Here is a 13,256-nt window from a genome sequence, read left to right as displayed (position 1 = left end):
AGCTTGCCGTCCAAGATCAGCCCCCGAAATGCAGAACGCAGATAAGGGTGAAGAGGCGCCGGGCCGTGTCGATATCCAGATCCGCCTTGCCCTCCAGCCGTTCCTGCAGGACCCGCGCGCCTTCGTTGTGGATGCCGCGCCGGGCCATGTCGATGGCCTCGATCTGGGACGGCGGCAACCGCTTAACCGCCTCGAAATAGCTCTCGCAGATCTGGAAATAGTCCTTCACCACCTGCCGGAACGGCCCGAGCGACAGGTGGAACTCCGCCACCTTGTCCTCGCCCTCGGTCGCGATATCGAAAACCAGCCGCTTTTCGCGGATGGCAAGGCCCAGCCGGAATGGCCCCTCGGGTGGCGTTTCACCGTCCTTGGGTGGCAGCGCGAACGAGTTGTCCTCCAGCAGGTCGAACACCGCGACCTTGCGTTCCTGCTCCACTTCCGGTGTCGGCGCGGGCAGGCCGCGATCGTCGATCTCGATATGGCAGATACGGCTCATGTCGCGTTACCCCCGATTCAACTGGTCAAGCCGGGCCCTGACCGAAAGCCCGTGCGCCTCCAGGCTTTCCGAGATGGCCAGCCGTTCCGCGGCCGGTCCGATGGCGGCGAGCGCATCCGGCGTCATTCTGGCAATCGTCGTCCGTTTGAGGAAATCCATCACGCTCAGCCCGCTCGAAAATCGTGCCGAGCGCGCCGTGGGCAGCACATGGTTCGGCCCGCCCACGTAATCGCCGATCGCTTCCGGAGTCCAGCGGCCCAGGAAAATCGCGCCGGCATGGGTGATCCGTTCGGCCAGCGCATCGGGGTCAGCCACGCACAGTTCCAGATGTTCGGGCGCGACCCTGTTCGACAGTCCCGCCGCCTCGTCCAGATCGCGGGTCACGATCACCGCGCCATAGTCGCGCCAACTCGGCCCGGCGATGGCGCGGCGGTCGAGCGTTTCCAGCCGTTTCTCCACCGCCGCCGCGACAGCCTGTCCGAAAGCCGAATCGTTAGTCACGAGGATCGACTGGGCGCTCTCATCATGTTCGGCCTGTGACAGCAGGTCGAGCGCGATCCAGTCCGGATCATTGTCCTTGTCCGCGATCACCAGGATTTCGGAGGGCCCCGCGATCATGTCGATGCCGACCTTGCCGAAGACGCGCCGCTTGGCCGCTGCGACAAAGGCGTTGCCCGGGCCGGTGATCTTGTCCACGGGCCGGATGGTCGCCGTGCCATAAGCCATGGCCGCAATCGCCTGCGCCCCGCCGATGCGGTAAACGGTATCGACCCCCGACAGCCGCGCGGCAAGCAGGACCAGCGGATTGACTGTCCCGCCCGGCGTGGGGCAGCAAACGACCAGCCGTCCCACACCCGCCACCTTGGCCGGGATCGCATTCATCAGGACCGAAGACGGGTACGACGCCAAGCCCCCCGGCACATACAGCCCTGCCGCATCGACCGCCCCCCAGCGCCAGCCGATCTCGGCCCCCGCCGCATCGGTCCAGCGCGCGTCTCCGGGCATCTGGCGGGCGTGATAGGCGCGGATACGCTCTGCGGCGAGTTCCAGCGCGGCCCGGTCCGCGTCGGACACCTTCGCGCATTCCGCGTCGATCTCCGCCTCGGAAAAGGCCATGGTCGCGGGCGACAGCTCTAAACGGTCGAACTTGGCCGTCAGCTCAATGACCGCCGCATCGCCCCGCTCCCGGACATCGGCAATGATCCCGGCCACGGCCGCGTCGACATCCGGCGCATCCTCGCGCTTTGCCGAAAGAAGTCTCACGAAGGTGGCTTCGAATCCGGCATCGGTGGTGGACAGGAAAACGGGCATGTTGCACTCCTAGCGTCCCGCTCCCCTTACAATCGCTGACCGCGCGCCTCAAGCACCCGGCCCCGGGCTGGTCGTGCCGCGTATCCCGGCAACCACATATTTCTGCTTGGGCCAAATACTCCGGGGGAAGCCGCGCGTCCCGCGCGGTTGGGGGCAGCGCCCCCTTGCGGCCTCACCGCAGCGCGCGCCGCATGCCGATCTCGCAACCGCAGCTATTGCGGGGACGGTCGGGGTCGGTGACGACGGCAAAGCCCGCCTGTTCATAGGCCTTCAGCGCGGCCACGTTCCCGGCCCTGACTTCCAGCCACATCTCAGTGATACCAGTGGTCTGCGCCTCCGCGACAGCCGCCGCGATCAGGGCCTGACCGACGCCTTTTCCCCGCATCCGGTCGGCAACAAAAACCCCGCCGATCCAGCCCCGCGACGGATCATCGGCCTCCCGGACCCAGGAAATGCAGCCAACCGGGACGTCGCCCTCGAACGCGAGGAACGTCGGGTTGGCGTCAAGTTGCGCTCCGAAGTCATCAAGCGGCCGGTCCTGCCAGTCGGCGAGCCGGGCCGAAAATGCCTCGGGCGCCTTGCCCAGCGCCTCCAGCCGGATCGCGCGCCAGGCTTCTGCCTCAGCTGGCCCGACCCGGCGGATCATCATTCCGGATGCCCGGGCGCCTTGCCCGAGGGCGCCGCATAGGGCCGCGTCACGTCCTTGAGCGTCAGGTCGAGACATTCGACCGAAGCCGCGATGCCGCCGTCGCCCGCCAACACAAACTCGACCCGACCCGCCGCATCCTCTGCGGGTGTCCAGACGATATCAAGGATCGACAGAACCGCATCCGTGTCGCCCCGGTCGATGCCCTGCGATGACACTGACAGAACGCCGTCGATCACCAGCAGAGACCGTACCCGCTCATAAGCCCGTCCGCGCGCCTCTGCGGCGGCCCGGTCCTCCCAGCGGAAGCGGTTGATCAGAAGCGCGAGACGGCGCAGTTTCGGCTGCCACGTCATGTCCGTGATGGCCAGAACCGCATCCTGAACCAATGCCGCCATGACCGGCACATCCTCTGCCGTCTCGGCCTTCAGATGGAGCGGCTTTTCGCCACCATCCTCGAACTTCGCGTCTTCGGCCATCACTCCCCCTTCACCCGTTCGATCCGCGCCCCCACGGCCGATAGTTTTTCCTCAACGCGTTCGTAGCCGCGGTCAAGGTGATAGACCCGGTTGACCATCGTTTCGCCCTCCGCGCCAAGCCCCGCAAGGATCAGCGAGACCGAGGCGCGCAGATCGGTCGCCATGACCGGCGCGCCTTTCAGCCGCTCGACCCCCTTGACGGTAGCATGGCCGCCATGAACCTCGATATCGGCCCCCATCCGCATCAGTTCCGGCGCATGCATGAAGCGGTTTTCAAAGATCGTCTCTTCCAGCACGCTCGTGCCCTTGGCGGTCGCGAGCAGCGCCATCATCTGCGCCTGAAGGTCGGTGGGGAAACCGGGGAAAACCTCGGTTTTCACATCTACAGCCTTGGCACGCCCGTTCGAGCGTGAAACCCGGATGCCCTTTTCGGTCGGGGTAACGACGATCCCCGCCGCATCGAGCTTTTCACAGAAGGCCGGCAGCAGATCCATGCCGCCGCCGACGAGTTCCACCTCTCCGCCGGCAATGGCGGGGGCGATCATGTAGGTGCCCAGTTCGATGCGGTCGGCAACCACGGGATGGGTCGCGCCATGCAGCCGGTCGACGCCCTGAATTTCGATGGTCGCGGTGCCCTCGCCCGCGATCTGGGCCCCCATGGCGCGCAGGCACTTCACGAGGTCCACAATCTCCGGCTCGCGCGCGGCGTTCTTCAGGACGGTTGAGCCCTTCGCCAGCGTCGCCGCCATGACGATGTTCTCGGTCGCCCCGACGCTTGCAAAGCGCTGTTCGATCACCGCACCCTTCAGCCCCTTCGGCGCATCGGCATGCAGATAGCCATCCTTGAGTTCGATCTGGGCACCCAGAGCCTCCAGCCCCGCGATATGCAGGTCCATCGGCCGCGCGCCGATGGCACAGCCGCCGGGCAGCGAGACGACCGCATGGCCCGCACGGGCAAGCAAGGGGCCCAGCACAAGATTGGAGGCGCGCATCTTGCGGACGATATCGTAATCGGCGGTCAGGTTGTTCAGGTCATGCGAGGACATGGCCAGAACCCGCCCCTCCTGCATCGACCGCACCTCGGCTCCAAGCGATTCCAGCAGCAGCGTCATCGTCTTGATGTCCGACAAACGCGGTGCGTTGGTCAGAGTCAGCGGCTCATCCGACAGAAGCGTCGCGGGCATCAGCGCCAGACAGGCATTCTTGGCCCCGGCAATGGGGATCTGGCCCTTCAGTTCGGTGCCGCCCGTGACGATGATCGAATCCATGCCTGCCTCAGCTTTCCTTGTTATCCCCGGCGGGTTTCGCGCCCCGCGCCTTTGCCTGCGCCTTACGGCGCTGAAGGTTTGCCTTCAACGCCGCCTTCAGCCGAGCCTCCCGGCTGTCCTCGTCCTTTTCAGACCGGTTTTTCGGGGTTTTCCTGTCCATGGCGCCCTCTCTACAGCGAAGGGGCGAAAGGGTCCAGATTGCCCTTGCGCGGCACGAAATTTGCGTCTAACACGCGCCCCACGAAACGGGCTGCCGTAGCTCAGGGGTAGAGCACTCCCTTGGTAAGGGAGAGGTCGAGAGTTCAAATCTCTCCGGCAGCACCAGCCGAAAAGGCAACACGTTTCGGGCATTCCGCACATTGCCGCAGAACGTGAACAGCGCCTGATGCGACCTTTTTATCTATGGCTATGCGCACCGGACGGTGTCAGCCTGAGCCCACACGGCTGCTTCCCCCGGAGGACAAAAGATGCCCCGCTACAACGAAATGTTCGAGCTGTCGGTCTCTGATATCGACATCATCGAAACGGCGCTGAGCCAGACCCGGGACGCCCTGTCGCGGGATATGGTCGGCCAGTCGGGCAACAGCGAAAAGGCCGCGCGGCTGAAGCAGGTTCAGGAGTTGCTCGGTCGGCTGCACAACCAGAAAATCTTTTACCGCCCGAAAGATGGCGTCTATATCGGCGGATAAGGCAGGTCGTATCAGCGCGGCCAGACGCAGCTTTCCCACCTGCGACAACGCGCCTATAAGGCGACTTGGGCCGGCAGAAACTCGGACAGGGGCAATCTTCGGGCATGGCAGACACGCGCACGGACAGGCGTGGTTTCAACGTCTTCTGCATCGGTCAGGCCGGACGACTCGGCTATGAGGCCGTGATCTTTGCCGCCACGTTCCGCGCCGCGAATCCTGACTTTCCCGGCCGCCTGTTCATCGGTGAACCGCAGCCCGGTCCGAACTGGCAGGCCGATCCGCGCATGACGCTTGAAATCAGGGCGCTTCTGGAAGGGTTCGAGGCCGAAATCCTGCCCTTTGACACGCCGCATTTCGGTCAGGTCTATCCCTACGGAAACAAGATCGAGGGGTTATTCGCACTGCCCGAAGGCGAACCCTTTGTCTTCTTCGACACGGACACGCTTTTCACCGGCCCGCTGACATCGGTCGGTTTCGAATTCGACCGTCCCTCGGCCTCGATGCGGCGCGAGGCGACATGGCCGCAGATCGAGCTTTACGGGCCGGGCTACGCGGCGACGTGGAAATCGCTTTATGACAAGTTCGGGCTGGATTTCGAAACTTCGCTCGACCTGACCCAGCCCGACGAATACTGGGAGCGGTATCTCTATTTCAACGCGGGCTGGTTCTTCTACCGCTGCCCGCGCACCTTCGGCCAACGCTTCCTCGATTATGCGCTGACGATCCGCGACGACGGGCCCGAGGAGCTCGTCTGCCAGTCTCTCGATCCCTGGCTCGACCAGGTGGCGCTGCCTCTGGTGATCCATTCTTTCAGCGGCGGGAGGCCGGGGCCGGGGCTGGCGGGGCTCGACGGCGGTGTCAGCTGTCATTATCGCACCCTTCCCCTGCTTTACGCACGCGAAAGCGACGCCACCGTCGCGATGCTTGAAGGCGCCATCGCCCCCAACCTGATCAAGAAGGTGCTGAAGGAGTACGAGCCGCTTAAGAAGCTTGTCTATCAGGGCAAGGGCCACAAGATCCGTGCCATGTTCGACAGGGGCGACCTGCCGCGCCGGGAGCAGGCGATCCGCAACCAGATCAAGCAGGCCAAGCTCTGGCTGCGCTGACCCGCCGGGAGTAGCGCATCGCCGGGCTTCGGTGAATACGCCGGATGGTTTCAGTGCAGTTTTCAGGGCCGACGCAACACACATCCTCCATCCCTTGAAACCGACGCCCATCTTACCAAACTTTTGTCGTGAACTTTCTGTCCAATGGAAGCTCCGATGCGCGCTCTTCTTTTTTGCCTGCCGATCCTCATCTCCCTTGCCCTGCCCGTCCCGGCCCAGACCGAGGTACCGGACAACCAGTCCCAGATATCACTCAGCTTCGCGCCGGTGGTGAAAAAGGCTGCCCCCGCTGTCGTCAATATCTATGCCAGCCGCATTGTCGCCCAGCGCCTCAGCCCCTTCGCCGACGACCCGTTCTTTTCCCAGCTTTTCGATTTCGGCCAGACCGTACCGCGGGTGCAGAACTCGCTCGGCTCGGGTGTGATCCTTTCGTCGGACGGCATCGTCGTATCGAACTATCACGTCGTCGGCGGGGCCGAGGATATCCGCGTCGTTCTGACCGACCGGCGCGAGTATTCCGGCCGGGTGATCCTTGCCGATGAGGCTGCCGATCTGGCAGTTATCCGGCTCGACGGGGCCGAGGGCCTGCCCGCACTGGACCTGGCCAGATCCGATGGGGCCGAGGTCGGCGATCTGGTCCTCGCTATCGGCAATCCGTTCGGCGTGGGCCAGACGGTGACGTCGGGTATCATCTCGGGCCTCGCCCGGGCGGGCGGCGATATGGGGCGCGGCCGGGGCTATTTCATCCAGACCGATGCCGCAATCAATCCGGGCAATTCAGGCGGTGCGCTGGTGGATACGGACGGGCGCCTTCTCGGCATCAACACTTCTATCCTTACGCGCTCCGGCGGATCGAACGGCATCGGTTTTGCCATCCCCTCCGATCTCGTCGCGCAATATGTGCGTCAGGCCGAGGCGGGGGCCACCGACTTTGCCCGACCCTGGTCAGGGATCGACGTACAGCCCGTTGATGCGGATCTGGCCGAGGCACTGGATCTGCCTTTCCCGCGTGGGGTGGCGATCCGCGACCTGCATCCCGAAAGCCCCTTCGCAGAGGCGGGCCTTATCGCGGGGGATGTGCTGACCGGCATCGGCGGCCAGAGCATCGACGGACCGCAGGAACTTGACTACCGCCTCGCCGTGCTCGGTCCCGGTGGCACGGCAATCGTCGACTATTGGCGGGACGGTATCGAAGCGACCACCGAGATCGAGCTTTCAGAGGCGCCGGGGATGGAGGTCGAAACGGTACAGATGCCCGCGGGCACGATCTTTGCGGGTCTGTCCGTCGCCCCGCTCGGCCCCGCCCTGATCGAGCGACTGGGCCTGCCCCTGACGGCCGAGGGCCTCGTGGTGACCGAGGTCGCGGGACCCGCGCGGCGCACACGACTTGTCCCGGGCGATATCCTCATCGCTGTGAACGGATCCCCGATCGCATCGCCGGACGACCTCGTGGCCGTCCTCGCGCAAGGTGGAAAAAGCTGGCGGATCGAATTCCAACGCGGCAACCGACGCGCGGTGATCCGGCTCTCGGGCCGGTGATCTGACGGTCACGCCACCTGTCCGGCAATTGATTTCCCGGTGATCGGCCCGGTCCGTAGCATGGAACCGAGGGACGGCCACAGAAACAACCGGGAGACCGACAGATGAAACCGATCACTGCATTTCTGCTTGCCACATTTGTTGTGGGGCTCGTCTCTGCCTGCCAAGTGTCGTCCGGATCGGGTTTTGCAGCCTATCCCGATCACCGCCCGAGCAAGGGGCGCGACGACTGAAGGCCGCGCACTGTTCAGAGCACCCAAGACCCGTTGTGCCGCCTCCGCCCTTGGCCTAACGTCGCCGCGACCAACTGACGGAGACAGGAATGGCCAGGACTTACGGTTTCGACACATTGCAGATTCATGCGGGCGCCCGCCCCGACCCCGCGACCGGCGCGCGACAGGTGCCGATCTATCAGACGACGGCCTATGTCTTTCGCGATGCCGATCACGCCGCAGCACTCTTCAACCTTCAGGAAGTGGGCTATATTTATTCCCGCCTGACCAACCCGACCGTCGCAGCACTCGCCGAACGCATCGCGACTCTGGAGGGCGGTCAGGGTGCTGTCTGCTGCTCCTCGGGCCACGCGGCGCAGATCATGGCCTTGTTCCCGCTGATGGGACCGGGCTGCAATATCGTCGTCTCGACCCGGCTTTACGGCGGCACCGTGACCCAGTTCAGCCAGACGATCAAACGCTTCGGCTGGTCGGCGAAATTCGTCGATACTGATGATCTTGCTGCGGTCGAGGCGGCGATTGACGACAAGACCCGTGCGATCTTCTGCGAGTCGATTGCCAATCCGGGAGGCTACGTGACCGACATTCCGGCGCTCGCCGGTGTGGCCGACAAGGCCGGGCTGCCGCTCATCGTCGACAACACCTCGGCGACGCCCTATCTCTGCCGCCCGATCGACATGGGGGCAACGCTGGTGGTGCATTCGACCACCAAGTACCTCACCGGCAACGGCACGGTGACCGGCGGCTGCATCGTGGATTCGGGCAAGTTCGACTGGTCCGCCTCGGGCAAGTTCCCCTCGATGTCGGAACCCGAACCCGCCTATCACGGGCTGAAATTCCACGAAACCTTCGGGCCCCTTGCTTACACGTTCCATTCCATTGCCATCGGCCTTCGCGACCTCGGCATGACGATGAACCCCCAGGCCGCGCATTACACGCTTCTGGGGATCGAGACACTCTCGCTGCGGATGGAACGCCATGTGTCGAATGCGAAGAAGGTCGCCGAATGGCTGGAGAAGGACCCGCGCGTCGACTACGTGACCTATGCTGGCCTCGCCTCGTCGCCCTATGCTGACCGGGCGGCGAAGCTCTATCCGAAAGGCGCGGGTGCGCTCTTCACCTTCGCGGTCAAGGGTGGCTATGCGGCTTGCGTAAAGCTCGTGGACGCGCTGGAACTCTTCAGCCATGTCGCGAACCTCGGCGATACCCGCTCGCTGATCATCCACTCGGCCTCGACCACCCATCGCCAGCTCACCGAAGAGCAACAAAAGGCGGCCGGTGCGGCACCGAACGTGGTGCGCCTGTCGATCGGGATCGAGGATGCGGACGACATCATCGCCGACCTCGATCAGGCACTGGCCAAGGCGACAGCCTGACAAGGGTAAGGTGGACCCAGGCCCACCTTACCGACTGTTTTCGGTTTTATTCGGCGATCTCGTAAACGATCGAAACGGACGCGCCGAGATTGACCTCGCCTGTGGCCACCGGCACATCCGCCGCACCCTTGGCGAAACTCGCCTCGGCCATCATCACCGGGCCGCGCGGCTGGAAGCCTGCCGGTTCCGAGATCGACAGGACCCGGCCCAGCTTGACCCCCGCGGCCTCGGCATAAAGCGCGGCCTTATGCGCCGCGTCGGCCACGGCGCGCCGCCGCGCCTCGTCGATGGCTGACGCGTCGTCCTCAAGACCGAAGCTGAGCCCGTTCAGCGTATTGGCGCCCTCGGACACGACCCCGTCCAATACGCCTCCGACCGCCGCGAGGTCGCGCACCCGGACCGTCACCATGTTCATCGCCAGATAACCGGTGATCTTCGGCTGACCGCCGTTCGAACCGCCGTAATCGTAGCGCGGGCCGAGCGAAAGGCCCGAGGTCTGGATGTCCCGGTCCTCGATCGCCTCGGCCTTCAGCCGGGCGATCACCGCCGCAACCGCCTCGGAATTGGCGCCGAGCGCTGACGAGGCGGTGTCCCCCTCGGTCGTCACCCCGAGCGACACCGTCGCCATATCCGGCGCGGCCTCGACCTGCCCCTCGCCGGTCACCGTGATCGTGGCGGGTCCCGTCTCGGCGGCCAAAGCCGGGCCGGACAGGGCAAGAATGACCGTGAAGATACTGAACAAGCGCATGAATCCCTCCATATTGCGCGACAATCATCTGTGCTTTGACGTTCCCCGCAAGCAGTTCCTTGGCGGCACGGCTTTCCATGGGCAAGAATCTGCTTTAGGACAGAAATCAGAGGGTATGCGGCTTTGGTGTGGGCCGCGATAATGTTACTTGCGCACAATGGAACCCGGTTTTTCACTTAGACTCGACCATGATGCGGTCGACCTGCTCGCCCGTGCCGGAAATGGCTGGGAGGAGCTCGGTCGTGCCGATTTCGCTGATCCCGAACTCGACGGGCGACTCGCCGAGTTACGCGACCTTGCTGCAGCGCTCTCACCGGACGGGTTCGCCACCAAGCTGGTGCTGCCCGCCTCGCAGATTCTCTACACCGAGGCCGACGCGCCTGGCCCCGACGATGACGCGCGCCGCCTTCAGATCGCCGGTGCGCTGGAAGGCCGCACACCCTATGCGGTCGAGGATCTGGTGTTTGACTGGGCAGAGCAGGACGGATCCATCCGGGTCGCAGTGGTGGCCCGCGACACGCTGGCCGAGGCCGAAGCCTTTGCGGAAGAACACGGCTTTCATCCCCTCTGCTTCGCCTCGGCGCCCGACCCGGATCAGTTCCCGCGCGAACCCTCTTTCGGCCTGACCCGGTCCGGCGCGAAACGTCTCCCCGAAGGTGGCAATCTGATCGGCGACGCGGAGCCTGAGCGCCTTGCCGAGGCCGCAAGTGCAGCGACCGATGCGGAGATCGAAATCGGCAACGCGGAGGAACCGACGGGTTCCGGCGCACCGATTGCCCCGAAGCCCGAACGCACTGATCCGTCGACCACTGCCCCTGAGCCCGCCCAGCAAAGCGCAGACGCCGCTGATGCCCCGGATGGAGATACGGAACGATCCGAAGAACCCGAACAGGCCATGATCATCAGCGCCGATATCAGCGCCGATGACATAACCGACGAAACCCTGCCCCCTCCCTCCGAACGCGTCGTGACGGAAAGCGCCGGGCGCAACGATGCCGAAACCGGGCTCGGTATCACCGACGCGCTCATGCGCGATGATGCTGACGACCTGCCCCCCGCCGACCAGCCGCATTCCGATCCCGATGACCCGCTTCAGGACGATCTGGCCGCAGAGCTGGGACCCGAACCCGTCCCGGCAGGCGAGGCGGCAGAAGCCCCCTTCATCGCGGTCGATGACATGCCGGACATCGATGAAACGGCAGACCTGCCGGTGATCCCAGCTGCACCGTCCTTCGCGTCGCGTCGGGTGGGTCCCGCGATCCCGGCCGGAAAGCCCGAAACGCCCGCCCTGACGGCGCGTCCGGCCCGGTTCAATCTGCCGGGTTCAGACAGGTCGATGCCAGAACGGAACCGCGGCGTAACCGGCGCCGACATGGCGGTGGACGACGTACCGGTCGATGAACCCAGCATCCCGACGCCGCGCGGCAAGGCTTCGCGTGTCCCGTCGGCGCATCTGACCGATGCGGGTCATGGTACACGGGCGCAGATACTGGAGCGCAAGAAGGCGGCGGAACCGGTCGCGCCAGCGGCAGACCGGCCGAAGCCCGGGCCACTGGACATCGGCCTTGGCACGCGCTCAGCCCCGCCGTTGCGGCTCAGGCTTGGTCTCGTGCTTGTCGCGGCGCTGCTCGTCCTCATGGCGCTTGTTGGCTTCGGGTCGCTCTGGTTCACGGATGCCTCTGATCCGTCCACCCCGACCACTGTCGCCGACGCCCCCGCGATTACCGAACCGGCAGAGCCGGTGACAGAACCAGAAGCACCAACCGAGGTGGCAGCCACTGCGCCAGAACCGGAAGCCGACCGGATCGATGTGGTGGAACCCCCAGAGGATACCACGCCACCGGCCTCTGAAAGCACAGTCGAGGAAAACCTCGCTGCAGCCGCGCCCGACCTCTCTGCCCCGGATGCCGGGACGATCTGGACCGCTCCGCCCACCGCCGACGAAACCCCACCTCCCAGCGCCGAAGTTCCCCCGTCCATCGGTACGGACTCCGATTCCGGTGCCGACGAAGCCCCGGTTCTGAGCCTTCTCGCCCCGGCGACAACGTCTGCCGATCCGGGCCTCGAGCCCCAGCCGGTACCCCCGCCGCCGGGCACGGAATACCAGTTCGACGCCAATGGGTTCATCGTCCCGACCCCGGACGGGGTCCAGACACCCGATGGTGTGACGATCTTCGCAGGACGTCCCCCGGTCGCCCCCATTCCCCGGCCCGCCGCACTCCTGCCTTCCGCCGAACCGGAGCCGGAAGCAGCGGAAACCGCCCCTGCCCCGGAAGGCGAACCCGAGGCCACCGCCCCGTCCGAAGCCGCCCCGTCTGACACGACCACGGCAGAGGCCCCGACTGCCCCGGCCGAAGTGGAGCCGCTGCCCGCACCGGTCGATCCGGCGCATGCCGCGCTGAAGCCGAAGGTGCGCCCGGCTGCCCTTGTCGCCGCGACCGAGGCCCGGATCGCGCGGGAAGAGGCCGAAGCCCAAGCACTCGCCGAGGCGCTCGCTTCGGCCACACCGCAGGCCGTGGCCACATCGCTGCGCCCGCGCGCGCGTCCGGAAGGACTGAGACCCGTGGTCATCGCGGCCACCCCGGCGGTCGATGACGCGGTCGCGGCAGCGGTTGCGGCCAGCCTTGCCGCGCCCAAGGTCCCGCAGCAGGCCGCGTCTCAGGCTGCACCGCAAGTCGAGATCGACGAACCCGAACCGGTCTCGGCGGCCCCGAACATTCCGACTACCGCCACGGTGGCCAAGCAGGCGACGATAAAGAACGCGATCAACCTGAGTGAAATCAGCCTGATCGGCATCTACGGCTCCTCCGCCAACCGCCGGGCCCTGGTGCGGATGCCGAACGGGCGTTATGTCAAGCTGAAGATCGGCGACCGGCTCGATGGCGGACAGGTCGCGGCGATCGGCGCCAGCGAACTGAGCTATGTCAAGCGCGGCAAGACCATCGTGCTGAAGATCCTAAAGAACGGCTGAGGCCATTCTCAAAGAGCATTTTGGGATTCATTGCAGTTTCAGAAAACCTTCAGCCCGTCTTCCGGACTTCTCTCAAGCCTTCTGACACGCTCTGAACAGGGACGGTGCGATGCTGTCCCAACCGGATCAGGAGGCAAAAAATGGCCGACATTACCCTTCATCACACCCTGCCCCACCCGCTCAGCCGCATTCAATCCGTCTGGAAGGCATACAGGAGTTGGATTCTGAAACGGCAGGCAGACGAGGAACTCCGCGCGGCGGTCGAACGCCTCGCGGCGCTCTCGCCGCATTATTTGGACGACATCGGAATCGCACCGATCGATACCGCCGGAACCGACACGACGCCACAGACGCCCGCGTGTCGCGCTTGACACGGATTGTCTCTCTCCGCGAG

The 13,256-nt window shown here is 65.1% G+C and carries 14 protein-coding genes and 1 tRNA gene; 8 read left to right on the top strand and 7 right to left on the bottom strand.

Translation table 11 applies throughout. The features are described from left to right. Nucleotides 1-16: 16 nt before the first annotated feature. From QKW60_RS11585 to QKW60_RS11560, 6 genes are all read right to left on the bottom strand, one after another. Nucleotides 17-496 (bottom strand): UPF0262 family protein, encoded by a 480-nt coding sequence (locus QKW60_RS11585; RefSeq protein ID WP_282368887.1) that lies wholly within the window; start codon nt 494-496, stop codon nt 17-19. A 6-nt stretch (nt 497-502) separates the two neighbouring features. Then, nucleotides 503-1,807, bottom strand: coding sequence for a histidinol dehydrogenase (gene hisD / locus QKW60_RS11580; RefSeq protein ID WP_282368886.1), 1,305 nt, complete (start codon nt 1,805-1,807; stop codon nt 503-505). A gap of 172 nt (nt 1,808-1,979) precedes the next feature. Beyond that, on the bottom strand, nt 1,980-2,456 hold the full coding sequence (locus QKW60_RS11575) for a GNAT family N-acetyltransferase (protein WP_282368884.1): 477 nt from the start codon (nt 2,454-2,456) through the stop codon (nt 1,980-1,982). Further along, complete coding sequence (locus QKW60_RS11570) at nt 2,453-2,932, bottom strand: DUF2948 family protein (protein ID WP_282368883.1); 480 nt, start codon at nt 2,930-2,932, stop codon at nt 2,453-2,455. Before QKW60_RS11570 ends, QKW60_RS11575 begins: the two co-directional genes overlap by 4 nt. Beyond that, the gene (gene murA, locus QKW60_RS11565) at nt 2,932-4,200 is read right to left on the bottom strand and encodes a UDP-N-acetylglucosamine 1-carboxyvinyltransferase (RefSeq protein ID WP_282368882.1); all 1,269 of its coding nucleotides are present in this window, start codon (nt 4,198-4,200) and stop codon (nt 2,932-2,934) included. The genes QKW60_RS11570 and murA overlap by 1 nt, the downstream gene beginning before the upstream one ends. Before the next feature lie 7 nt (nt 4,201-4,207). Next, the gene (locus QKW60_RS11560; RefSeq protein WP_282368881.1) at nt 4,208-4,360 is read right to left on the bottom strand and encodes a hypothetical protein; all 153 of its coding nucleotides are present in this window, start codon (nt 4,358-4,360) and stop codon (nt 4,208-4,210) included. Between the two features lie 89 nt (nt 4,361-4,449). Here QKW60_RS11560 and QKW60_RS11555 point away from each other — a divergent pair. The 6 genes from QKW60_RS11555 to QKW60_RS11530 all read left to right on the top strand — a co-directional run bounded on the left by QKW60_RS11555 (nt 4,450) and on the right by QKW60_RS11530 (nt 9,143). Next, nucleotides 4,450-4,524 (top strand) — tRNA-Thr (locus tag QKW60_RS11555). Nucleotides 4,525-4,667: 143 nt separating this feature from the next. Then, nucleotides 4,668-4,889 (top strand): hypothetical protein, encoded by a 222-nt coding sequence (locus tag QKW60_RS11550; protein ID WP_282368880.1) that lies wholly within the window; start codon nt 4,668-4,670, stop codon nt 4,887-4,889. A 104-nt stretch (nt 4,890-4,993) separates the two neighbouring features. After that, nucleotides 4,994-5,995 (top strand): hypothetical protein, encoded by a 1,002-nt coding sequence (locus QKW60_RS11545; RefSeq protein ID WP_282368879.1) that lies wholly within the window; start codon nt 4,994-4,996, stop codon nt 5,993-5,995. A 156-nt stretch (nt 5,996-6,151) separates the two neighbouring features. Continuing rightward, nucleotides 6,152-7,534 carry a trypsin-like peptidase domain-containing protein gene (locus QKW60_RS11540; RefSeq protein WP_282368878.1) on the top strand — a complete coding sequence of 461 codons (1,383 nt, stop codon included), beginning with the start codon at nt 6,152-6,154 and terminating at the stop codon, nt 7,532-7,534. Nucleotides 7,535-7,638: 104 nt separating this feature from the next. Next, complete coding sequence (locus QKW60_RS11535) at nt 7,639-7,767, top strand: hypothetical protein (RefSeq protein WP_282368877.1); 129 nt, start codon at nt 7,639-7,641, stop codon at nt 7,765-7,767. A gap of 89 nt (nt 7,768-7,856) precedes the next feature. Further along, on the top strand, nt 7,857-9,143 hold the full coding sequence (locus QKW60_RS11530) for an O-acetylhomoserine aminocarboxypropyltransferase/cysteine synthase family protein (RefSeq protein ID WP_282368876.1): 1,287 nt from the start codon (nt 7,857-7,859) through the stop codon (nt 9,141-9,143). A gap of 46 nt (nt 9,144-9,189) precedes the next feature. On the opposite strand, the gene QKW60_RS11525 is transcribed toward QKW60_RS11530, so the two are convergent. Next, a complete protein-coding gene (locus QKW60_RS11525) occupies nt 9,190-9,891 on the bottom strand; it encodes an SIMPL domain-containing protein (RefSeq protein WP_282368875.1) in 702 nt (233 codons plus the stop codon). Nucleotides 9,892-10,048: 157 nt separating this feature from the next. Here QKW60_RS11525 and QKW60_RS11520 point away from each other — a divergent pair, with 157 nt between their 5' ends. Next, complete coding sequence (locus QKW60_RS11520; protein WP_282368874.1) at nt 10,049-12,862, top strand: hypothetical protein; 2,814 nt, start codon at nt 10,049-10,051, stop codon at nt 12,860-12,862. A gap of 140 nt (nt 12,863-13,002) precedes the next feature. Continuing rightward, the gene (locus tag QKW60_RS11515; protein WP_282368873.1) at nt 13,003-13,233 is read left to right on the top strand and encodes a hypothetical protein; all 231 of its coding nucleotides are present in this window, start codon (nt 13,003-13,005) and stop codon (nt 13,231-13,233) included. Nucleotides 13,234-13,256 lie beyond the last annotated feature (23 nt).

This window comes from Albidovulum aestuarii (genome assembly GCF_029961185.1).
GTDB lineage: Bacteria > Pseudomonadota > Alphaproteobacteria > Rhodobacterales > Rhodobacteraceae > Albidovulum > Albidovulum aestuarii.
The sequence above is the reverse complement of the archived record's forward strand: the minus strand, read 5'-3'. Positions and strand labels throughout refer to the sequence as shown.